Origin of the sequence: Paenibacillus sp. FSL P4-0184 (genome assembly GCF_038004625.1) — a bacterium.
GTDB lineage: Bacteria > Bacillota > Bacilli > Paenibacillales > Paenibacillaceae > Paenibacillus_AQ.
In genome coordinates, this window is record NZ_JBBORN010000001.1 from 870,782 (window position 1) to 892,901 (window position 22,120).

Consider the following 22,120-nt stretch of genomic DNA (forward strand, 5'->3'; position numbering starts at 1 on the left):
TACTGTATAACCGTGTGAACCATTGCATTCTTATATTTGATCAAAGGAGCACAACTATGGAGACTATTCTAATCATAGAGGACGATGCTAAGCTCGCAAGCCTACTAAGCACGTATCTATCTAAATATGAATTTCGTACGGTGATAGTAGAGGATTTCAACAGGGTACTGGAGATTTTTAATGACACCCATCCTGACCTTGTTCTGCTGGACGTTAACCTGCCTAAATACGACGGGTTTTATTGGTGTCGCCAGATTCGCACTACCTCACTCTGCCCTATTCTTTTCATATCCGCTCGGGATAGTGGAATGGATCAGGTGATGGCGCTAGAAAATGGCGGGGATGATTACATCACCAAGCCTTTTCATTATGAAGTCGTACTTGCCAAAATCCGCAGCCATTTACGCAGAGCTTACGGCTCTTACTCACAAATTCAAGAGGAACGGACGCTCCAAGCCGGAGAACTAATTCTTTATCCTGAGCGGTATGTGATTCAATATGGCGGGCAATCCAGCGAACTGACACAGAAAGAGGCGATCCTGCTCGAAGCTTTAATACTAAAGGAAGGACGTGTCGTAAACCGAGAGCGCCTGCTTGATCTTATGTGGGAAGATCAGCATTTCATTGATGACAATACATTAAATGTCTATATTACCCGTGTTCGCAAAAAGCTTAAAGACCTCGGTCTTGGTGATATTGTGGAAACCGTAAGAGGTGCTGGCTATAGGCTTAATGCTACTAAGGATGCGCCATGAAGCTATTTTGGAAAGACCAGATTTCGATAATCCTTTTCTATCTGCTTCAAATGCTGCTTGTTCCACCACTATATTGGCTGACAGGTGAGGACAGACCCCTCTCGATCATGCTCTATGGCATAGCCCTGAGCACTGTAGTTCTTCTCTTATATCTCGGCTACCGATACGCTCAGCACCGGAGATTATACGCAGCCTTAAGTAATCCCAAGAATATGCTAGAGGAACATCTTGTTTCCTTAGGAGACACTCCGCTACCAGAAGCTATTCATGAGCTATTACAGCTTATTGATCGCCAGTATCAGGACCAGATCAACCAGCATGTGCGCCGGATGGATCAGCATATCGTATTCATGAACCGCTGGGTTCATCAGATGAAGACCCCACTTTCAGTCATTCAGCTTTCGCTAGAGGATGTTGAGGATGAGGCTGCTATAAGTATTCAGGAGGAATTGGAACGTCTGCGCAGAGGGCTGGAAATGGTGATTTATACTTCAAGGCTGGATCAATTTGAGGATGATTTCCAAGTGGAGCCGCTAGTTCTCAGTAAAGTGGTTAGTGAATCTGTAGCTGAGAACCGCAGGCTTTTCATCCGAAGAGGCATAAAGGTAAATATACAAATCAATCCTAACTTCACCGTATATAGTGATGCCAAATGGTTAATGTTTATGCTAACCCAAATCTTGACCAATGCTGTGAATTACACCTCCGGCACCGATAAAACCGTAACCCTTTCATCAAAGCACATCGGAACGGATTTCTTACTTAATATTACAGATCAAGGTATCGGCATTTCTCCTGAAGACCTCAAACGAGTGTTTAATCCATACTTCACCGGTGAACGTGGACGCCAATACCATGAGTCAACAGGAATGGGACTTTATCTAGTGCGAGAAATTTGCAACCGGCTAGGACATACTGTGGAGCTTCAATCTAAGCTTGGAGAAGGCACTACAGTCCAAATTACATTTCACAACAGTGACCATTTACAGAAATAAGATCGGAGGGTACTTCTTGTCATACTTAACTTATGGCTACGGAGTCCCTCTTCTTTATGTATGGCCTACTCGCTTCACGTACGAACATAACCTTAAACGGGTTGTAAGATAACGTTAAGGTAAATCCATAGCAGCACATAGCCCGATCTTGTAAATTATATACATAACACGTCCCCGCTTAGGGACGGCTGAAATCACATTGTAACGGAAGGAATGAAAGGAATGAATGTTTTAGAAGTCAAAGGACTTAACAAAGTATATCCGGGCAAAGTAAAGACACAGGCCCTCACCGATATTCATCTTAGTATTGAAAGTGGCGAATTTGTTGGCATCATGGGCCCCTCAGGGAGCGGCAAAACCACTCTGCTTAACATGGTGTCTACCATCGATCAACCCTCCTCAGGTGAGGTGAATATCAATGGCAGCAACCCTTATCTTTTGAACAAAAAAGACCTTGCTCACTTTCGTCGCAGAGAACTCGGTTTTGTATTTCAAGACTTTAACCTCCTGGAGACTTTAACGGTAGCCGAAAATATCGTGCTTCCTCTAACGCTGGATAATCGCAAGCTCTCCGAAATGGAAGCCTTGCTGCAAAAGGTCGCTGCACGCTTGAACATTACGGAAATTTTGAATAAACGCACCTATGAAATATCCGGCGGACAACGGCAGCGGACAGCGATTGCCCGTGCGATTATAAGTTCGCCTTCGATCATTCTAGCAGATGAACCCACAGGGGCACTTGATTCTAATTCCTCACGAATTGTGATGGAGTCGCTAGAGGATATTAACTGCAAAGAAGGCACTACGCTAATGCTCGTGACACATGATCCGCTGGCAGCGAGCTACTGCAATCGGATTATTTTTATAAAAGATGGGAAGCTAGCAGCCGAAATTCACCGGGGAGATAACCGCCAAGCCTTCTTCCAAAAGATTATCGACACTCTTTCATTCTGGGGAGGGAATAGTCATGAACTTTCCTCAATTCGCGTTTAACAATGTGAAGCGTAATTCTCGGGCGTATTTTGCCTTTTTCTTAAGTAGTGCTTTTATGGTCATGATCTTCTTCTCTTATTCCGTCTTTATTTATCATCCTGGGGTTGCCAGTATCGAGCTAGGTACAAATTCTGCCGCTGGTATGAAAATCGCTTCTTATATTGTGTTTGTCTTTGCTTTCTTTTTCGTTCTTTACTCGATTAGTGCATTTCTGAAACTTCGTAATCTGGAGTTCGGCATACTAATGATGTTAGGTGCACGTTCAGGTCAGATCAACAAACTGATTCTTATAGAAAATATGCTGATCGGACTGCTGTCCATAGTAACAGGTATGTCTTTCGGCATGCTTTTATCCAAGTTATTTTTGCTGCTCAGCACGACCATTATGGGAATGGATCATTTACCCTTCTATTGGCCTGTAAAACCACTGATGATCACATCTATTTCTTTTATATCACTGTTTCTAGTCATCTCTATCTTCACACTGTTATTTATCCGCAAACATCAAGTCCTTGATCTGTTAAAAGGGAGTGTTAAACCTAAAAAGGAGCCCCGTGTATCATGGCTGCTATCACTCCTTGGGCTTCTGTTGTTGACGGCTGGGGCACTCGCTATTCGAAAGCAATTGTCTCCAATTACGTTATTAGTTGCTGCTGTCACGGGGATCGCAGGTACCTATTTCTTTTACTCTCAGCTGTCCGTACTCGGAATACGCCTGCTTAAACTAAGCCGCAAGCGACTTTGGCGCGGAACCAACCTGTTATGGATTTCCGAGATGAGTTACAAGATCAAAGATAATGCAAGAATGCTGTTTCTTGTAACGGTTGTAACCTCGCTCGCTTGCATGGCGTCAGGATTTATTTTATCGATGAATCAAGCAAACGTAGAACTCTATAAAAATAGTCCATTCGCCATGGAGTATTCGATTTATAAACCAGGGAAAACTCCCCCTGATTTAGAACCCATTCATAATAAATTACAAAACGCCAAAGTGGAGTATACAGAGAATAAACTTGAGCTGATCTCTGCCTCCATTCAGAGTCTGGGTAAAGAAGCTACCCAAAGCATTGATTTAATATCCTGGTCCCAGTTTAATCAGTTATCTTCAAAAATGGATATGTCCGAAGTAGCTCCCTTATCTGACAAAGAAGCTGTCTTACTGCTAAACCCTCAGTTGAATTCACAGAATTACACTACTAATCAAAAGATTCTGTTGAAGGTTCAAAACGATACGGAGCTTATGCTGAAAGAGGTACAAATTCCGAAGAGCCATCCCATGGGGCAATATACAAGCTCACTCTTAATTGTAGATGACAGCTTGTACAAGAATATCTCTTCTTCAGCAGCGAAGTATACGAGATCATATGTGAAATATCTATATAAAATCCCTGCTTGGGACGGTCCACCGCCTGTGGAAACCTCACCTGAAGCCATCATCACTAAAGAACTGATCCAGTGGAGTAGGGATTCCAACAATACCAATAATCAATATATCTCCATATTAGATGCTCGAGCAGATAATTATCTAATTACCAAACAAGGTATGGCTATGCTTAGCTTTATAGGGATCTTTATCGCGCTTATCTTCTCACTTTCTTCGGCCAGCTTCCTCTTCTTCAAGCTTCATACTGAGCTGAATGCAGATAAGCAAATGTATAATGCCTTGTCTAAAATCGGTCTAAGCGTCAAAGAAATGTCTGCTTCTGCCACCAGACAAATCTCTGTGCTATTCTATATTCCGATCATTGTCGCCACCATCCAGACGCTTGTCGTAATCCGACCGGTATTGAAACAAATTAGTATCACGAATGTAACGGTGCCTGTGCTGATTACGTCTGGAGCATTCCTTGCTGTGCAAACTATATATTTCATCATAGCGCGATCACGCTACATTCAAAGTCTCAAGAAGATGATGGTATGAAGAATATGGTGAAAAGAATCATAACACTCGATGTACTCCGTGGCTTTGCTCTAATGGGTATCATCTTCATAAACATTCGTCAGATGGTATTCGGTACGATGGAATTTAACTCGCTCGATTTGCAGATTATTCGTTTTCTTGATGTAGCAGTGGATCACCGATTTTTTGTAATATTCTCATTTTTATTCGGTGTTGGCTTTCAGTTATTCTTATCCCGGGCTGAAGCTAAAGGGGAGTCTAAGCCCTGTTTATTATTTCTGCGTAGGCTGTTCATTTTATTTCTAATCGGTCTGGTGCACCATTATTTCCAACCCGGTGAAACCTTGCTCATCTATGCAGTCATTGGACTGATTCTCCTTCCTTTTTATAAGTTAAAGTCAAGTTTTGTACTGGCTGCGGGCATTGTGGTCACCCTTGCAGGTCTCTACTTAGGCCCGATAGTGGTAACGTTTGGTATGTTTCTGCTTGGGCATTGGAGTGGTCTGATTGGATTATTTCAGAATCCATCACGGTATAAGCAAGGATTAAGGATCACACAAGTGGTTTCTCTGCTGCTAATCATTCCTATGTATTTTGCACAGCAGAGTATCATGAATAGTACGGGCGCTCTGGATGTAGCTCTCGCAGTAGGCGGGCTTCCAGTCAGTATTTTTTATGTGACAACGCTAACCCTACTCATGCGCCATGGAGCTGTACAGAAACTACTTGCGCCCCTTGCTTCTCTAGGCAGAATGGCTTTAACCAATTATTTAATGCAGACCGTTATTATTTTAATGCTATCCAATCTGCTAGATTGGCCTGGTACAGTGCATGTATCGACGCAGATGATTGCAGCGGCGGCCATACTGCTTCTACAAATCATATCTAGTACCCTTATTCTCAAACGGTTCCGGATGGGACCGGTAGAATATTTATGGCGACTCGGAACCTATGGTAGACAACGTATGCTTAAACAGCGATAAGATCATACCGAAAGGATTCTGGCTGATCTATGAGCATTTTGCTATAGTTGAACTACTAATTCCTACAGCAAGGAGGCTCAAGATTTATGTCCAAGGCTGATCATATGTTATCCATTCTTTGGATGCTCAAGCAGCGGGGAAGAACCGCCGGAGAACTAGCGGAAGCGTTAGAGATCAGTGTTCGGTCTGTGTACAGGTACATCGATGCGTTATGCATCAGTGGTGTACCCGTTATTGCGGATAGCGGGCCTGGTGGCGGTTACAGCTTACCGGAACATTTTATTGAGGCTCCATTATTCTTTGACTCCGAAGAGCAGCGTGCCCTTCTACAAGCTTCTTCTTTTGCCAGGGGGACCGGATATCCTTATGTTGAAGCTCTGGACCGAGCCCTATCCAAGCTAAAAAGATATAGCAATGCCCAGCAATTAGAACAAATGGAGCGCCATGAGAATGGCATTGAGACGATCCATTCTCCTTCCCCGTCGCTTAGCCACTTGATTCAGGAATTGGAATTGGGGGCAGCGAACGGATACACCCTGCAAATGGAATATCGTAAGGGTAATGGAGAAACCAAATCATCCCGTGCCATTGATCCTTACGGACTTGTACTCTGGAAGGGCCAATGGTACACCGTAGCTTACTGCCACGAGCGACATGAAATTCGTAGTTTCAGGGTGGATAGAATCATTGAACTACATCGTACAGAAGCTGTGTTCGCTCGTCCTGCTGACTTCTCTGCACGTGATTTTTTGTTAAAGAGCTTACTGCCTGCACGCAATACTGAAGAGAAACTAGTTACAGTAGTCATCGCATCCGACGAGGGAGTCTTGAATGATCTATGCAGTCATTGGTTGTTCGGACATACGCTGGTACAGCGCATGGAAGGACAAGCCCGCTTTCAAGTGGACGAAACTTCTTTACTGACTTATGCACCCTACTTCTTGTTGCCTTATGGAACCACATTACGAATCATGGAGCCTTCCTCACTTAGAGAAAGACTAGCCTCCATAGCCTCCAATTTAGCAGCTCATTATAAGACATAAATTATTCTTTAGGATCACTGACCGTAGTTGTCAGTGATCCTTTTGTATAGTGTAAATGAGTCTGAGGGAATAAATGAACCTATAAATCAAGGAGGAATAACGAATGAAGGAACTACACTATGAATTTTATATTGGCGGAACACCTGAGCAGGTATGGGAAACCTTAATCTCTCCGGAAGGTACGAAGCAGATTTATTACGGCAGCATTATTCGTTCAACCTTCAAAGAAGGAGAATTACTGGAATACATCGGACCCGGTGCAGATGGAGATGAAACGCTGCATGTCTATGGGACTCTGCTGGAGTTCACTCCGCAAAAAGCATTGCGTTTCACGCATAAGGTAGGACCTTCCTATCATAAAGGACATGAAAGATATGAGTCGCGTATTTCTTGGCTGCTTGAACCAGTGGGTGGAACTACTAAGCTCACGCTTATCCATGATGAATGGCATCCTGAAGATCCTTCGTATGCAGGCAGCATCAGCGCTTGGTGGCAGGTTCTAAGTAATACCAAGACTTTAGTAGAGACTGGACGCACGCTTGATTTTGGAAGCTGGACATAACTTCACGGCTAATAAAAACTTGGATTAGACTATTCCAATTAAAGACAAGCCTATAAGTAGACTCAACCTTAGCCCCTCGGCTGGAGAGCGCAAGCCTTCTTTACGTTAGGGGCTTTTTTGCGCCTAAATTAATTTTGCCTTAGGGAAACATTCTTGTTGCAGGGACAAAGTTGTTCACATATACTAATATTGTGTCAGACCACAAGAAAAATTCCAATGCACAAAATAATAACCATAAAAATACAAATAATAATAAATGAAAGAAGGGGATCTAATGTCTGGAGCTAGTATTCCTTTATCAGAAGCGGCTAAAGGAAGCACACTGCGTATCAGCGGCATTGAAGTTCAGGGCGTGCTTAGAAGAAGATTACTGGATCTCGGGTTTGTAGTCGGTAATGCCGTTGAGGTGTTACGGCGTAGTCCCTTAGGAGATCCTATAGCTTTTCGGGTAAGCAACACGACCATTGCATTACGTAGAGAAGAAAGCTCTTTAATATTTGGAGAAGTCATCGGAGGTGTAGAAGCATGAGTCATTTCACAGTCGCTTTTGCAGGCAATCCTAACACTGGCAAAAGCACGCTTTTCAATCTGCTGACCGGCATGCGCCAGCATACAGGAAACTGGGCAGGTAAAACCGTCATTACCGCTGAAGGCGAGTTTAAGCATAAGGACCATACGTACCTCGCAGTAGATCTTCCTGGTACGTATTCGCTGTACTCGAATTCTGCTGATGAAGAAGCGGCTAGAGATTATATTATTTTTGAACAGCCCGATGTGACACTAGTTGTTCTCGACGCTACCTCGCTAGAACGAAATCTCAACCTTGCCTTGCAAGTGCTGGAGATTACCGGGCGGGCTGTAGTCTGCATCAACCTCATCGACGAAGCCCGTAAACTTGGTATCGACATCAATCTGAAACGTATTTCCAAACGTCTCGGCGTGCCTGTTGTAGCGATATCGGCTCGCAATAAAATCGGTATTGAGGCGTTATTGGATCAGGTGGAGCGAGTGGCTACAGGCGCATTCACTGCACAGCCACTGCGTATTACGTACAACGAGGAGATTGAACGAGGAATTGCAGAGCTTACACCGCTGGTAGAACAAACCATTGGCAGCAAATACCCGGCCCGCTGGATTGCATTGCGCCTGTTAGATGGTGATGACAGCCTTCTTACCTCACTTAAAGAGAATATGAAGAATAAAGAATTACCTGAAGCAAAGGAGGTCATCGGTCATGGAGTCACCGCATATCACTAAGGGATTAGATCCTCTAGATTCCTTGCTGTCCACAGCGAAAAAGCTCGCTGACGGCGGAGCGATACGGGATGAGATTGTCAGTGGTATCTATGGCGTATCCGCAGGCATCTGCGGGGATGCAGTCACCTATAGGGATAAGAAGAAGCTGAACAGCACTTATAAGCTAGATAATATCGTAACTTCAAAAATATGGGGATTCCCCATTATGCTCGCCATCCTCGGTATCGTATTCTGGATTACAATTGCCGGCGCCAACTATCCTTCAAGCTGGCTTGCTTCCTTCTTCGGCTTCATCGAAGGTTATCTCACTGCCGGATTTGAGGCGATCCATGCCCCCGCTTGGCTACACGGTGTACTTGTTCTGGGATTATATCGAGGAACCTCTTGGGTCATCAGCGTCATGCTGCCACCAATGATGATATTTTTCCCAGTGTTTGCGCTGCTTGAGAATTTCGGATATCTGCCGAGAGTTGCTTTTAACATGGATCGGTTGTTCAAAAAATCAGGCGGTCACGGCAAGCAAGCCTTGACCATGTCTATGGGTTTCGGCTGTAATGCCGCCGCGATCCTCTCCACACGAATCATCGAATCGCCGCGTGAACGGATGCTCGCGATTTTGACTAACAATTTCGTTCCATGTAACGGCCGCTGGCCGACATTGATTCTATTGTCTTCCTTATTCATGGCAGGAGCGGCTACGACAGGCGCACTCCGTACCCTCACCACCGCCTCCGTACTTATGGGGATGGTGCTGATCGGCATCATCGTTACCCTGACGGTTTCCTGGGTCATGTCCAAAACTGCGCTACGCGGTGTTCCAACGCACTATACACTAGAGCTCCCGCCCTATCGTCGTCCACAAATTTGGAAGACCATACTTATTTCCTCTAAAGATAAGTCCCTTAACGTACTTACTCGTGCCATCGTCGTTGCTGCCCCTGCCGGTATTATCACTTGGATTCTTGGCAACCTGTTTGTTGGTGGAGATTCTGTCCTGAATCATATGGCCGCATTCTTCGATCCTTTTGCACAGATGCTCGGCATGGATGGCTTTATCATCATGGCCTTTATTCTTGGACTTCCTGCGAATGAAATCGTACTCCCCATTCTGCTTATGGGCTATATGTCCTCAGGAGCTATGGTCGATATCGATAGCTTGGGCAGCATCAAAGATGTCTTTTTATCGCATGGCTGGACTTGGCTGACCGCACTTAATATGATGTTGTTCTCCCTGCTCCACTATCCTTGCGGCACTACACTCGTGAACATCTATAAGGAGACGAAAAGCATGAAGTGGGCTGTTCTCTCAGCAGTCATCCCACTCGGTATCGCCATTGGAGTAACCTTTGCTGTCGCTCAGCTTGCTCGGTTGTTCGGGTGGGTGTGACGTAAGCTTGCGGCATGAATTCACCTGACATCAGCGAACTTTAACTGATTTCAACTTACATTAACTAAATTTACCTTGTCTCACCTTACAACATCTAATGTTAACCGTATCTCACAAAATTCCGCCCTCCTTGAACTCATAATTAGGGAAATTCTCCCCAAAATTCGAACTTTATAAGTGCAAATTAAACTTTTTGCGGAAATTCTCCCTAATAAATAGTCGATTATAGGAAAAATAGGCGGTTTCCGCAGAATTTTAGGGAGGAATTCCCCAATTATCGATCATATAGAGTAAAATACGATTAAATCAGGGGGATTTTCCCTAATTATCGATAATATCGAGTAAACCACGACAATTTTAAGAAGGATTTCACTTACGTCGAGTTTTGATGACCCGAGCTATACTTAAGCACCAGTACCCACACCGCCCACCACCTACTTAAGGTCAGCTCAAACAAATAAGCGGTCGCCCGAATAACTCCCGGGCGACCGCTTATTTCATCACGACATAACGTGAACCTACAGTTATAGCGTTATTTCTTACGCGTTCCATCATCTCTACGACGGTAGAGTACAGCGCCAGCTATCGCTATCAAAACGATAATGACTCCACTGATCCCTACATTCACAAGTGGAAAAGAGTCACTCTCCGCAGCTGGTTTCCCCTCAACTTCAGTCGCCCCATTATTCCCAGTTTCGGATTTCGGCGAATGGTTTGATGTTACCTCCGGAGAAGCTGTAGGAGTACCTGCCGATATACTAGGTCCAAGCTCCTTCAGATCCTCTGATGCCGAGGCAAGCAGCTTCGTTCGGCTGCATAAACTGGCCTCTAATTTACCAGAGTCATCTTCGTCATTAGCATATGCATAGACGATATAACTTTCCCCTTCCACGAATTCAAACCCACAGCTGGCAGACGATAAAGCAGTACTCAAGGTAACTTTATTCCCCTTAATTCCTTTCCAGCTGGAATCGACTTCAAAGGTTACTTTTACTGGATCCGCAGATGAGATTATAGTCCCCTTTGGCTCCTTTTTGTCCACTACTTTCCCAGTAAAGACGGCTGAACTTGACTCCAGCGCCTCAAGTGGCTCCGCAGGTACAACACAGGAACACGCATAAGTAACGGAGGGACCCACCGTCAGTAAGGCCATAAATATTAACATTATACTTAGGAACATCATAAGTGGACTGCGGAACTTGGTCTTAAACATCATAATAACCTCCTTCTTTACTCTACAGACGGAACAGAAGAAGAAAGTGTTACAACAATTTCCAAACAAGTTATACAAGTCTAATCCCATCCTAATTAGTCTTCATTAGTTCCTCATGTCTACTGTACCTACTCATAACCCCCGCGCAATTGCAATCATCCGCTGAATCCCCTCACGTAGCACCCCTTCGCTTGCAAAGGAGTAACTTATTCGAATCCTCGACTTCATCTCACCAAGCGGATCAAACAACTCTCCTGGCACAAAAGCAATCGACTCGGCCATACTTGAGGCAAACAGTCGATCCGCCGAAAGATGGTCCGGCAGCTTCACCCATAAATTCAAGCCCCCTTGCGGAGGCGTCCACTCCCACCCAGTCCCAGCCAGCTCCTCCTCTACAATCTCCTTATGCACCTGAAGTGCAATGCGTAGCTTACCGAGATGCTGTTGCAAACGTGATGACGTGTAGTAATGTAGGAATATCTTCTGGTTAAGCAGCGGAGTACCATTGTCCGCGAGTGATTTGGCCGTGATCAAGCGCTCCATAAACGGATAGCGACAAGCCACTGCACAGATCCGTAAGCCTGGGGCTACATACTTACTAAAGCTGCTAATATAGATCACCCAACCTTCGGTATCGTAAGCAAAAAAGGGCGGCGGGGGCTCCTCTTCAAAATACATATCGCGGAACGGATCATCTTCGACTAACAGACAGCGATAACGCTCGGCAAGCTCGACCAACAGTTTACGTTGCTGCGCTGGCACCGTATATCCAGTTGGATTATGATGAGTCGGATTGATATAGAACATGCGCGGTCTATGCTTTTTCATCAGTGCTTCAACTTCCTCCAAGTCGTAGCCCATCGGAGTGATCTCCACCGGAACCAGCCTTGCCCCCTCCCGGCGAAAAATATCCATGGCCACACTGTAGGTTGGTCGCTCCACAAGCACCGTGTCCATAGGCCCGAGCACAATTCGTGCAATCAGATTGATCGCCTGCTGCGCACCTGAAGTAATAAGCAGCTCTTCCGAAGATAACTGTAGCCAATGCTTCTTCCGAAAATGACGACTTAGCGTCTCCCGTAACTCCTCATCTCCCTGAACCGAAGAGTACGTCCCCATGACCTTGGGATATAAATCGAACACTTTTTTGACATAGTCGGATAAAAAAAGGTTCGGCAGTAATCCCGGATCAATCAGCGCCTGTGAGAACTGATACTTAGCAGGCATTCTCTGTATATCCGAAAGAGGATTAGTGAGCGCATAGGCAGTCACTGCTGCTCCTTTTTCTACAATAGGAACCAAGCTAACAGGCGATACGTAATAACCTGATTTATCTTTTACATAAACTTTTCCATCCTCTGTCAGCATTCTATACGCTTTGAATACTGTCAGTCGATGTACCTGTAATTCCTCCGCCAACAGCCGTATAGAAGGAAGCTTATCATGTGCCCCCCACTCCCCCCGCTCCATGCGATTCACTAGAAATTCATATACCTGCCGAAACAAGGGATGATTATGCTCCACGCTCGCTGACTTTTTCACCTCACTGCAACTCCTCTCCGAACAACTCCTATTTACAGTATTGTACACGATTTTCGAAGTCATCTGTTCTATTCAACATCATCTGTTCTGTGTTCTCCCCTATATGATTAACGAACTGGTTCAAGGATCGCTTTATACACACACTAAAGGGGACTTTCAAAATGATCTTATTCGCTTATGCACTCGTATGTCTGATCTTCGGTACGACCTTTCTAGCTATCAAAATCGGTGTGGATGCCGGTGCGCCGCCCTTCTTTTCAGCAGGCTTGCGATTTTTTGTTGCAGGCGCTGTTCTATTTCTATGGATGGTCTGGAAACGAAAGGCCAGCTTCTCCCTGCTCCTGCGTAAAGAAATGCTCTTCACCGGATCTGCGTTAACCTTTGGCACCTTTGCAGGTCTCTACTGGGCTGAACAATATGTATCTTCCGGGTTAGCAGCTGTACTCTCTGCCACGGGTCCGATCATGATTCTGTTGCTCCAAACTTCTATTCTTCGTCAAAAAGCACCTGCCATCTCCCTATATGGTTGTATCATCGGGTTGACTGGCGTACTACTGCTCGTTCTTCCTAATCTTGTCGTTGATATTTCACCGTTATGGCTCATCGGCTGCGCAGCTGTCCTCATTGGGGAATGCTGTTACGCAGTAGGTGCGATTTATTCTAAAAAAGTAATCAACAGTATGCCTGAGGTCTCTCCAATCGCACTTAATGCAGCCCAAATGATGTATGGTGGAGTGCTGTTATTCATTCTTTCCTTAGCCACCGAAAATGTACATCCTGAGTTTCTGCTCTCTTACGAGACCGCAGGTTCACTGCTCTATCTAATCGTAATCGGCTCGATGGTCGGTCATTCGTTGTTCTACTGGCTCGTCGCTAAGACAAATCCTGTGTTTCCTTCTACCTGGCTCTATATCTCTCCACCGATTGCCGTAGGGGTTGGCTTTTTCTTTTATAATGAAGCCGTGAATTGGGTTACGATCCTCGGTGTATTCACTATCATTGCTGGGACCATCCTGGTCAATGCTGATGCCTTGAAACAATTAATGTTAAAGCATAGGGTTCGTACATCTGCGTCAAAAAAAATGAATATATGACGTACTATATATTGCATTTATGACCACTATTGCGTATTATATAACCAAGTTAAATTAAAAACATCTATATATGACTCATATATGAAAGGAGGATTCGCTTAACGGCGCTTCTTTTCTAAAGAGGAATGCCTTTTTATCTGAAGTGGAGGGAATTGCGATCGAACTGACATCACGTCAACTAGAAATCATTGATATTGTGAACAAAAGAGCTCCGATTACCGGCGAACAGATTGCCGAATGTCTGAATTTAACACGGCCAACGATTCGCTCCGATCTCTCTGTTCTGGTTATGCTCAAATATATCGATGCTAAACCTAAAGTCGGTTACTTCCCGGGACTCAAATCATCTAATCGTCTGGGAAGCAATTATTTGTTGCAGGAGACAAAGGTAAAAGAGATTCAAAGTGTACCTATTATTATCCGTGAGACTACTACGGTTCAAGATGCCGTAGTTACGCTATTTCTACAGGATGTTGGCACCCTTATTATTTGTGACGAAGAGGGCAAGCTCACCGGTGTTGCTTCACGTAAGGATTTCCTGAAAGTAACCCTTGGCAATCCGGGTGCTGTCTCCATGCCCGTAAGCATGGTCATGACACGCCAGCCCAAAGTAGTCACAACTTCACCAGATGAGACGGTGCTTGATGCCGCACATAAAATGATTTTTCACGAGGTAGATAGTTTACCGGTAGTTGTTCCCAGCGCCACAGAAGACAATAGTACGAAACTGGATGTCATAGGACGCTTGACGAAAACTGCTATCGTAAAACTTCTCCTCGAACTAGAAGCCAAAGGATAACAGGAGGAATTCATGAGCATCGAGCAATCTTCCAACCTAATAACGATCTGCTCAGATTCTATAGGAGATACGGCGGAAGCTGTCGTGCAGGCCGTCATTCATCAATTCCAGAATCAGCAGATCACCATCAAAAGATACGGGAACATTAGACATGAAGATGAGCTCCGGAAGCTTATGGAAGAAGCCGCGCAGCATAAAGGTTTTGTCGTCTATACGCTGGTGCAGCCGGAGCTAAGAGAAATGATTAAAGAAGAGGCTGTACGGCTTGACCTTCGTATCGTCGATATCATGGGCCCAATGATGCAAGCTTTCATTGATACGTTTGACGACGCTCCTCAGCAGCGACCGGGTTTATTGCACCAGCTTGATGAGAACTACTTCCGCCGTATGGAGGCTATTGAATTCACAGTCGCCTGTGATGATGGCCGCGATCTCGGCGCTATGCTGAAGGCCGATATCGTTCTGCTAGGGATGTCCCGCACTTCAAAAACACCACTTAGTATCTTTTTGGCCCATCGAGGGAAAAAGGTCGTTAACTATCCGATTATTCCTGAAATTGCTCCTCCGCAAGAGCTGCTAAGCTTGCCGTCGAACCGACTGATCGGACTAACCATGAAGCCGGAGTATATGCTGAAGATCCGCTCCGAGCGGCTGAAGGCGCTTGGGTTACCGACTGGCTCCCAATATGCAAGTCTGGAGCGGATTACAGAGGAGATGGAATATGCCTCTTCTCTGTTCAATAAGCTAGGCTGTCCTGTAATCGATATTACCGACAAAGCTATAGAAGAAACCGCTGGTATTATTATGGGTTATATCTAACATTCAGATTAAAATTTATGGGATGTACTGGAGGGAATTAGAATGGATCGCGAACTGGCTCTTGAGATTGTACGGGTAACTGAACTAGGTGCATTATCCTCAGCTCGCTGGATTGGGCGGGGAGATAAAAATGCGGCAGATGATGCAGCCACGACTGCTATCCGCTCCATGTTTGATTCTGTCTCCATCGACGGAACGGTCGTCATTGGTGAAGGAGAGATGGATGATGCTCCAATGCTCTATATTGGCGAGAAAGTCGGGAATCAAAAGGGGCCTTCTGTCGATGTAGCCGTCGATCCTCTGGAAGGCACTGAAGTGGTGGCCTGTGGTCTACACAATGCCCAATCTGTGATTGCCATAGCAGATAAGGGCAGCCTGCTGCATGCTCCAGACATTTATATGGAGAAACTCGCTTGCGGTCCTGAGCTTGCCGGGAAGCTTAGTCTTGAAGACCCTGTGGAGGTCACTCTCCAGAAAGCATGCCTCTTCAGTGGCAAGTCCCTCTCCGAGCTAACTGTAATGGTACTTGACCGCAAACGGCATGAGCAGCTCATTCATAGTCTTCGAGAAGCGGGTGTACGAATTAAGCTACTCGGTCACGGCGATGTGGCTGGCGCTATTGCGGCAGCCCTGCCGGATAGCGATGTCGATTTGTACATGGGCTCGGGCGGAGCACCTGAAGGCGTCCTTGCAGCTGCCGCACTGAAATGTCTTGGTGGAGAAATGCAGGGCCGTTTGCTTCCCGATGGACCTCTGGAGCAGCAGCGCTGTGTCCGTATGGGAATCTCTAATCCTACACGAGTGTTATACATGGAGGACATGGTTGGCACAGGCGACGTACTCTTTGCCGCCACTGGCGTAACCTCAGGTGAATTTCTGAACGGTGTCCGTTTTATCGGCAAAGAGCGCGCTGAGACGCATTCGGTCATCATGCGGGCACAGAGTCGAACAATCCGCTACATCCGTAGCATTCATTTTCTGCCTGGCAAAGAAATACCGGATGGACTAACCGTTAGACAGAATGTTGCCTCTTTATAAAACCACAAAAAACAGGCTATCTCACCAGCACACCCATGGCTAGTGAAATAGTCTGTTTTTTTACGTTATAACTAATCTATACTTATTTATTTCTAATACGCTCACTCGCTAAGGTATCCATGGCATCCAAGGTTCCGGTAGCTTGAGCTAGATTTCTCGCCTCTTGTTGATCAGCTGCCCGGAGCGCATCACTTTCCTTTACACTACCATCATAATTTCGATTTTCAGCTGTATTCATATTCGCAATATCCTCAAAATGGTCCGCATTCAGACTATTATGCTGTACGAAGATCCGCTTCACTTCTTCCTCTTTCTGCTCGCCCTCCACATCCACCATTACAAGAATATGGCCTTCATCTACGTAGTTATCGTAACGCTTGGCTTCCTCTTCAGGAATGCCAAGTCCAATAAGACCGCCAACTAATCCACCGCTGCCTGCACCTATTGCCGCTCCAGCAAGTGTTGCCGCAAGCGGTCCGGCTGCAATGATCGGGCCGATGCCTGGAATAGCCAAAGCGCCTATCCCCATCAAGAGCCCAGTTAATCCACCCAGCAGACCACCCGTAGCTGCACCAGTAGCTATTCCTTCCGGCGCTTGGGTCCCTGATTCATCTCTAAGCGTATCCGCACTCTCTGAATTTCTCGCGATAATCGATATGTCCTCTGTTCTGCAGCCTTGACGTTTCAACTCTTCAATAGCCCTCGAAGCTTCGTATTCGGCAGCAAAGACACCCACTATTCTCTTATTCATCTCCATTACCTCCTAATGATCGAAGTTAGCTCATACGTTCAGCTTCATAGCTTACTTAACCAAACTGAGCTGGGATAAACTTCTATCACAGAATTCGCAAACCATTCCAAGTAATGTTCCCACTAAAATATGCTGTATAATAAAAGAAAGTGGGCACAATCACCCTTAGTTAACTCTATAAATGAAAGAGACTGAAGCATTCATGGCGATTTTTAATTATAATTCTGAGCGTCCCTTCAGAGGTAATCCCGATCTGCATCTCCATTACTGGGGGCGGGAGCAGTGTCTACCTGGGCATTTTTTCGGACCTGGAGTTCGTGACGTTTACAAAATACATTTCATTCATGAGGGAACTGGAAAGGTATCTGTGGGTGAACAAACCCATATTCTGCAAGCGGGACAAGCTTTTCTTACCTACCCTCATATCGTTACTTCTTATGCAGCGGACCTGACCAACCCTTGGATCTATTCCTGGGTAGCCTTTACCGGAGAACAGGTATCATATATTTTATCCAAAACCTCCTTGACCCCTGAGCAGCCAATCTTCCCGATGGATAAACAGCTTATGCCTAATCTCTACGAACGCCTGACAGAAGGAGCCGACAATTCAGATTGTCTTGACCTGCCGCTAAAAGCGATCATGTATGAGTTTTTCTCCCTCTTGCTACAAGCGGTGCCAGCTGTTCCGGATGTACTTCCTTTACCGCGTCAAAAGAGTATTTACGTCGAGCAAAGTCTCCACTTTTTGCATACACATTATTGTGAGAACATTTCGGTGGAAATGCTGTCTTCTTCTCTCAAGCTGGATCGCAAATATTTATCTTCCTTGTTCAAACGGACCATTGGTATGCCACCACAGCAGTATTTATTGAATTACCGTGTCGCTAAAGCATGCGAGCTTCTGACAGAAACCCTCTGTACTATCGGTGAGATCTCGCGTTCCGTCGGCTATCAGGACCCCTTACTCTTTTCGCGAATGTTCAAGAAGGTGAAAGGTTGTTCTCCAAAAGAATACCGTATCCGTCATCTCGAAAATGACATTGTGCTATAAACTTCTTCCTTGCTGACATACGTTTGTCCGGGATCTTTCGCTACAATAAGGACGTAACGTAATCAGAAATAAGTCTTTTTAGGAGGAAATAATGATGTATAACGCAAGCGCTACCAGATATGACAATATGAAATATAACCGCACTGGAAAAAGCGGTCTACTCCTTCCGGCGATCTCGCTAGGACTTTGGCATAACTTTGGCGGAAACGACTTATTCGAGAATGGTCGCGCCATGGCAAGAAGAGCTTTCGATCTTGGAATCACTCATTTTGATCTCGCTAATAACTACGGTCCCCCAGCTGGCTCCGCAGAAGAAAGCTTTGGTCAAATCCTTAAGAAGGATCTTGCTCCTTATCGTGATGAAATGGTCATCTCTACTAAGGCTGGATATTATATGTGGGCCGGTCCATATGGCGAATGGGGCTCCAAGAAATATCTCGTCTCCAGTCTAGACCAAAGCTTGAAACGTATGGGCCTTGATTATGTAGATATTTTCTATCACCACCGTCCAGATCCGAATACACCACTGGAAGAGACTATGGCTGCGCTGGATCTTATTGTACGTCAAGGTAAAGCGCTGTATGTTGGGATTTCGAATTACAACCCTGAACAGACACGCGAAGCGGCACAAATTCTGCGTCGACTTGGAACGCAATGCCTGATTCATCAACCTAACTACTCCATGATGTCCCGCTGGATTGAAGATGGCTTGCAGGATGTATTAACTGAGGAGGGTATCGGATCGATTGTGTTCTCTCCACTACAAGGAGGCATTCTGACCGACCGCTATCTTAACGGAATTGCTCCTGATTCTCGCGCTGCTGGACCAAGTGTATTCCTGTCCGAAGATGCCATTACGGAAGAGAAGATCGCTAAAGTTCGCAAACTGAACGAGATTGCTGCTGCACGTGGACAAAAAATGTCTCAGCTAGCGTTGTCTTGGGTACTCCGGGGAGGTAAAGTCACTTCTGCTCTGATCGGCGCAAGTAAGGTGAGCCAGATTGAAGATGCAGTCGCTTCCTTGAATGCACCGGAGCTAAGCGCAGAAGAGCTGGAGCAAATCGAGACGATTTTGCGAGGATAATTATAGATTAAACCATAAAGATGGCCAATGAGGTCAGGCAGCTTAAGCTGCTCTGGCACTTCATTGGCCGTTTTTTTTAAACTTTTTAGATTAGAGTTTAGAAATCAATTGTACCGCTTCAGCACGGGTAGCATTCTTATGAGGCTCGAGCTTATTGCCATTGCTTCCTTGCAAGAATCCAAGCTTCTGTGCGGCAGTAGCATAAGGCTTAGCCCACTCTGCGATATCCGAACCATCAGCAAACGGACGATCTGACTCTCCTGCATTCAAGGTCGTGTTGTTCTTGTAGACATAAGCCTTCATCAACATCACAACCATTTCCTGACGGGAAATCGTACGCTCAGGCGCAAACTTCGCCTCTGACTGGCCGCTAACAATTCCCGCTTCAGTTACTGCTGCTACTTCATCCGCATACCACTTGGAAGAAGCTACATCAGCAAACCGACTTGCTCCAGTAGCTTTCAAGTTCAATTTACGAGCAATAAAAGCTGCAAATTCAGCGCGTGTAACCTGCTGATTCGGTGAGAAGGTAGTGTCGCTTGTTCCAGTTACCACCTGCTGTGCTACCATAGATTTGATCGCTTGAGATGCCCAATGTGTAGAAGGAACATCACTAAACGATTTATCATATTGCAGTACGGCATATTTGCTGAAGTGACTAATAACTACTGTTATATAGCCATTATCCAGCTGACCACCAATATATTGTAGTTCCCCTTGTTCACTCAAGTAATAGACACCCGTCAATTTCGAGTTACTACCTTCGTTCACTTTCAACTTCAGGGTAATTGGAGCATTAAACTGAGTAAGCTTTGTCTCTTTACCGTCTGTCGTAAGGAGTGACAACGTAAAGTCATAAGCTACACCAGCTACTGTAATTACAGTATTCGCTGATTTTCCTGTAATCTTGGCGATATCTTCAGCACTTATCGGAGTGAATCCTACTGAGATTCTCGCATTTTTCAATTGCTCTGCTGAAATGGAACCCTTCAGCTGTTCCAAAACCGAACCCGGAATTTGGAGTGATACATCATCTTTTGTTACAATTAGTGCATTGTCTTTATTAATTACAGCTGTTGCAACAGGTAGTAATAATTGTTTGACGTCAGTTGCAACGGAAACCGTCACCTTGTTGTTCTCACTCTTTAATACAATGTTGAGAGACTTTGTGACTCCAGCTTTGTCGACCACGCTTAAGACAGGAGCTGTAGTCGTTGTATCGGTTACGGTTGGAGTTCCACCGCCACCTCCACCAGGACTACCTGGATTACTAGGTCCACTAGGGTTACCAGAAGCCAACGGAACTGGGAAGATATAGGCTTGTAAAGAGCGATTTCCGACTTTATCTACAGCAGCAACGTTGACATGATATGTTGTGCCATTCGTTAATCCCTCAATTTTATAGCTAGTTTGATGAATGGGCTTCTCTGTAAGCAGCTTACCATCAAGCCATACCAAATATCCGTCCAAATCCGCTTCCTTATTACTTTCCCATGTTACATATAAACCACCATCGCCAGATGCTTTTAGCTCTGTAGGCTTGGCAGGAGCATATGGATCACCTATAACGATATTGTTTGCTGAGTATCTGTAGTCATAAGAATATTCATTAACATTCTTGTTATATACATCCACGTACAAATAGGCACTGAATTTGCGAGAATTCGCATCAGGCAGCTTAATCTCTTTACCGGAAGCTGACGAACTGAGTCTCAACGTATACTGTTTATCCATTTTAAGTTCTTCATCGAAAATAAAGAAGAAATAACCATCAAAATTATGAAGATAATTCACCGAAATGATAGCTCCATCATCTGCGACCAATTCAAAATCAGAAGCATTAACTTCATTTTTATCGACCGTTAATTGCGAAAATTTACCTTCTGAATAAACACCCCCGAAAGAAAGTTGTAAGCTATTCCAACCTTTTGTTGTTCCATTTTGCGAATCACCCGATAACTTCAAGGTAGCGATCTCATCACTAGGTTGAAGCGCATATCCAGCCTCTTTTCCACTAAAAAGAAATTCAGCCTCATTCATGGCTCCTGAAACACGTAAAGTACGGGGCGTGGAATAAGCAGACTCTCGGCCCAACAAATCTACTGTAGTAACCTTGAATTCTTGCATGGAATGATAAGGTAGATCGGGAATCGTAACATATGTCTCTTTAGTCGTTGCAATCAGCTTATCTTTGCTATAAACATTGTAAAATAAGATTCCTATACTGTTTGGTTTTTCCCAAGAAATATGGACATCCGCTGAGCTTTTATCAATATTAATCCATGAACCCCAAGACTGAATAATTGGAGGCAATGGTTCATCTGCAAACGAATACACATTACCCGTCACACTTGCAGCAAAATCTTTTGTATCCCCCGCCGTAACGATGGCATTCCCTGGCTGTAGACCTGGAGCAATAGTTCCTTTAACATCAGCCCAATATAGATTATTACTTTCGGAATGATATACCTCTCCAAGTACCGACGAAGGTACTTGATATTTCTCTCCTCCTTGATCCAGAACTAAATCAATGTCCTTCTGATCAGAGTAAATAACCCCGGAAATTTCACCTGTTGTTGCGTTATAGTACACTTTCAGCATACTAGCAGCATAGGTCAATACCGGGGCCGTTAAGGTTAGCAGCATTAGAACTGCTAGTGAAGCGCTAATTTTGCGAATGGTGTTTCGCAGATAAACTCCTCCTATTCTAAATATGTATGTGTTGGAAATACTTCCCTATATTAAGGTAGAATCTAACAAATAACAATGTATTTTTTCATATAAATCATGCTATTATCGACTATTCTCCACTTTCTTCAACATCTCTATATACCTTCTATTGTCCGGAGTCATA

At 44.9% G+C, this 22,120-nt stretch carries 20 protein-coding genes; 16 read left to right on the forward strand and 4 right to left on the reverse strand.

Translation table 11 applies throughout. The features are described from left to right. The first annotated feature begins 56 nt into the window (after nt 1-56). The 10 genes from MKY52_RS03755 (at nt 57) to MKY52_RS03800 (ending at nt 9,875) form a co-directional block, all read left to right on the forward strand. A complete protein-coding gene (locus tag MKY52_RS03755) occupies nt 57-755 on the forward strand; it encodes a response regulator transcription factor (RefSeq protein ID WP_341049914.1) in 699 nt (232 codons plus the stop codon). Further along, nucleotides 752-1,750, forward strand: a complete 999-nt coding sequence (locus MKY52_RS03760; protein WP_341049915.1) for a sensor histidine kinase — start codon at nt 752-754, stop codon at nt 1,748-1,750. Before MKY52_RS03755 ends, MKY52_RS03760 begins: the two co-directional genes overlap by 4 nt. Nucleotides 1,751-1,972: 222 nt before the next feature. Next, nucleotides 1,973-2,743 carry an ABC transporter ATP-binding protein gene (locus MKY52_RS03765; RefSeq protein ID WP_341049917.1) on the forward strand — a complete coding sequence of 257 codons (771 nt, stop codon included), beginning with the start codon at nt 1,973-1,975 and terminating at the stop codon, nt 2,741-2,743. After that, nucleotides 2,718-4,664 carry an ABC transporter permease gene (locus MKY52_RS03770; RefSeq protein ID WP_341049919.1) on the forward strand — a complete coding sequence of 649 codons (1,947 nt, stop codon included), beginning with the start codon at nt 2,718-2,720 and terminating at the stop codon, nt 4,662-4,664. Before MKY52_RS03765 ends, MKY52_RS03770 begins: the two co-directional genes overlap by 26 nt. Then, nucleotides 4,661-5,626 carry a DUF418 domain-containing protein gene (locus tag MKY52_RS03775; protein WP_341049920.1) on the forward strand — a complete coding sequence of 322 codons (966 nt, stop codon included), beginning with the start codon at nt 4,661-4,663 and terminating at the stop codon, nt 5,624-5,626. Before MKY52_RS03770 ends, MKY52_RS03775 begins: the two co-directional genes overlap by 4 nt. Before the next feature lie 86 nt (nt 5,627-5,712). Next, nucleotides 5,713-6,669 carry a helix-turn-helix transcriptional regulator gene (locus MKY52_RS03780; protein ID WP_341049921.1) on the forward strand — a complete coding sequence of 319 codons (957 nt, stop codon included), beginning with the start codon at nt 5,713-5,715 and terminating at the stop codon, nt 6,667-6,669. Between the two features lie 103 nt (nt 6,670-6,772). Then, nucleotides 6,773-7,231 (forward strand): SRPBCC domain-containing protein, encoded by a 459-nt coding sequence (locus MKY52_RS03785; RefSeq protein ID WP_341049923.1) that lies wholly within the window; start codon nt 6,773-6,775, stop codon nt 7,229-7,231. Nucleotides 7,232-7,505: 274 nt separating this feature from the next. Then, nucleotides 7,506-7,760 carry a FeoA family protein gene (locus MKY52_RS03790; RefSeq protein ID WP_042185387.1) on the forward strand — a complete coding sequence of 85 codons (255 nt, stop codon included), beginning with the start codon at nt 7,506-7,508 and terminating at the stop codon, nt 7,758-7,760. Continuing rightward, the gene (locus MKY52_RS03795) at nt 7,757-8,488 is read left to right on the forward strand and encodes a FeoB small GTPase domain-containing protein (RefSeq protein WP_042185385.1); all 732 of its coding nucleotides are present in this window, start codon (nt 7,757-7,759) and stop codon (nt 8,486-8,488) included. Before MKY52_RS03790 ends, MKY52_RS03795 begins: the two co-directional genes overlap by 4 nt. After that, complete coding sequence (locus MKY52_RS03800) at nt 8,466-9,875, forward strand: nucleoside recognition domain-containing protein (RefSeq protein WP_076299203.1); 1,410 nt, start codon at nt 8,466-8,468, stop codon at nt 9,873-9,875. Before MKY52_RS03795 ends, MKY52_RS03800 begins: the two co-directional genes overlap by 23 nt. A gap of 532 nt (nt 9,876-10,407) precedes the next feature. Here MKY52_RS03800 and MKY52_RS03805 read toward each other — a convergent pair. After that, complete coding sequence (locus tag MKY52_RS03805) at nt 10,408-11,091, reverse strand: hypothetical protein (RefSeq protein ID WP_341049925.1); 684 nt, start codon at nt 11,089-11,091, stop codon at nt 10,408-10,410. A 129-nt stretch (nt 11,092-11,220) separates the two neighbouring features. Then, nucleotides 11,221-12,630 carry an aminotransferase-like domain-containing protein gene (locus MKY52_RS03810; protein ID WP_341049927.1) on the reverse strand — a complete coding sequence of 470 codons (1,410 nt, stop codon included), beginning with the start codon at nt 12,628-12,630 and terminating at the stop codon, nt 11,221-11,223. Nucleotides 12,631-12,791: 161 nt separating this feature from the next. Here MKY52_RS03810 and MKY52_RS03815 point away from each other — a divergent pair, with 161 nt between their 5' ends. The 4 genes from MKY52_RS03815 (at nt 12,792) to glpX (ending at nt 16,380) form a co-directional block, all read left to right on the forward strand. Beyond that, complete coding sequence (locus MKY52_RS03815) at nt 12,792-13,724, forward strand: DMT family transporter (protein WP_341049929.1); 933 nt, start codon at nt 12,792-12,794, stop codon at nt 13,722-13,724. Between the two features lie 142 nt (nt 13,725-13,866). Then, nucleotides 13,867-14,523 (forward strand): CBS domain-containing protein, encoded by a 657-nt coding sequence (locus MKY52_RS03820; RefSeq protein ID WP_341049930.1) that lies wholly within the window; start codon nt 13,867-13,869, stop codon nt 14,521-14,523. Nucleotides 14,524-14,535: 12 nt separating this feature from the next. After that, nucleotides 14,536-15,342: a pyruvate, water dikinase regulatory protein gene (locus MKY52_RS03825; RefSeq protein WP_445670977.1), complete on the forward strand. Its 807-nt coding sequence runs from the start codon at nt 14,536-14,538 to the stop codon at nt 15,340-15,342. Between the two features lie 42 nt (nt 15,343-15,384). Next, on the forward strand, nt 15,385-16,380 hold the full coding sequence (gene glpX, locus MKY52_RS03830; RefSeq protein WP_076283979.1) for a class II fructose-bisphosphatase: 996 nt from the start codon (nt 15,385-15,387) through the stop codon (nt 16,378-16,380). Nucleotides 16,381-16,462: 82 nt separating this feature from the next. On the opposite strand, the gene MKY52_RS03835 is transcribed toward glpX, so the two are convergent. Next, on the reverse strand, nt 16,463-17,131 hold the full coding sequence (locus tag MKY52_RS03835) for a general stress protein (RefSeq protein ID WP_341049933.1): 669 nt from the start codon (nt 17,129-17,131) through the stop codon (nt 16,463-16,465). A 202-nt stretch (nt 17,132-17,333) separates the two neighbouring features. Between MKY52_RS03835 and MKY52_RS03840 the strand changes: the two genes are divergently transcribed. Then, entirely contained in the window at nt 17,334-18,182 is an 849-nt protein-coding gene (locus tag MKY52_RS03840) for an AraC family transcriptional regulator (RefSeq protein ID WP_339269148.1), read from the forward strand. Nucleotides 18,183-18,276: 94 nt separating this feature from the next. Then, entirely contained in the window at nt 18,277-19,266 is a 990-nt protein-coding gene (locus MKY52_RS03845; RefSeq protein ID WP_445671011.1) for an aldo/keto reductase, read from the forward strand. 90 nt (nt 19,267-19,356) lie between these two features. Here the strand turns inward: MKY52_RS03845 and MKY52_RS03850 are convergent, their stop codons facing one another. Next, nucleotides 19,357-21,912: an S-layer homology domain-containing protein gene (locus MKY52_RS03850; RefSeq protein ID WP_341049937.1), complete on the reverse strand. Its 2,556-nt coding sequence runs from the start codon at nt 21,910-21,912 to the stop codon at nt 19,357-19,359. Between the last annotated feature and the right edge of the window lie 208 nt (nt 21,913-22,120).

Excerpts from the sequence above, each read along its gene's own strand:
- MKY52_RS03755 (WP_341049914.1), top strand. The coding sequence starts at position 57 with ATGGAGACTATTCTAATCATAGAGGACGATGCTAAGCTCGCAAGCCTA.
- MKY52_RS03800 (WP_076299203.1), top strand. The coding sequence starts at position 8,466 with ATGGAGTCACCGCATATCACTAAGGGATTAGATCCTCTAGATTCCTTG.
- MKY52_RS03805 (WP_341049925.1), bottom strand. The coding sequence starts at position 11,091 with ATGATGTTTAAGACCAAGTTCCGCAGTCCACTTATGATGTTCCTAAGT.
- glpX (WP_076283979.1), top strand. The coding sequence starts at position 15,385 with ATGGATCGCGAACTGGCTCTTGAGATTGTACGGGTAACTGAACTAGGT.
- MKY52_RS03825 (WP_445670977.1), top strand. The coding sequence starts at position 14,536 with ATGAGCATCGAGCAATCTTCCAACCTAATAACGATCTGCTCAGATTCT.
- MKY52_RS03760 (WP_341049915.1), top strand. The coding sequence starts at position 752 with ATGAAGCTATTTTGGAAAGACCAGATTTCGATAATCCTTTTCTATCTG.
- MKY52_RS03835 (WP_341049933.1), bottom strand. The coding sequence starts at position 17,131 with ATGAATAAGAGAATAGTGGGTGTCTTTGCTGCCGAATACGAAGCTTCG.
- MKY52_RS03845 (WP_445671011.1), top strand. The coding sequence starts at position 18,277 with ATGTATAACGCAAGCGCTACCAGATATGACAATATGAAATATAACCGC.
- MKY52_RS03785 (WP_341049923.1), top strand. The coding sequence starts at position 6,773 with ATGAAGGAACTACACTATGAATTTTATATTGGCGGAACACCTGAGCAG.
- MKY52_RS03815 (WP_341049929.1), top strand. The coding sequence starts at position 12,792 with ATGATCTTATTCGCTTATGCACTCGTATGTCTGATCTTCGGTACGACC.
- MKY52_RS03840 (WP_339269148.1), top strand. The coding sequence starts at position 17,334 with ATGGCGATTTTTAATTATAATTCTGAGCGTCCCTTCAGAGGTAATCCC.
- MKY52_RS03780 (WP_341049921.1), top strand. The coding sequence starts at position 5,713 with ATGTCCAAGGCTGATCATATGTTATCCATTCTTTGGATGCTCAAGCAG.
- MKY52_RS03775 (WP_341049920.1), top strand. The coding sequence starts at position 4,661 with ATGAAGAATATGGTGAAAAGAATCATAACACTCGATGTACTCCGTGGC.
- MKY52_RS03770 (WP_341049919.1), top strand. The coding sequence starts at position 2,718 with ATGAACTTTCCTCAATTCGCGTTTAACAATGTGAAGCGTAATTCTCGG.
- MKY52_RS03790 (WP_042185387.1), top strand. The coding sequence starts at position 7,506 with ATGTCTGGAGCTAGTATTCCTTTATCAGAAGCGGCTAAAGGAAGCACA.
- MKY52_RS03765 (WP_341049917.1), top strand. The coding sequence starts at position 1,973 with ATGAATGTTTTAGAAGTCAAAGGACTTAACAAAGTATATCCGGGCAAA.
- MKY52_RS03795 (WP_042185385.1), top strand. The coding sequence starts at position 7,757 with ATGAGTCATTTCACAGTCGCTTTTGCAGGCAATCCTAACACTGGCAAA.
- MKY52_RS03850 (WP_341049937.1), bottom strand. The coding sequence starts at position 21,912 with ATGCTGCTAACCTTAACGGCCCCGGTATTGACCTATGCTGCTAGTATG.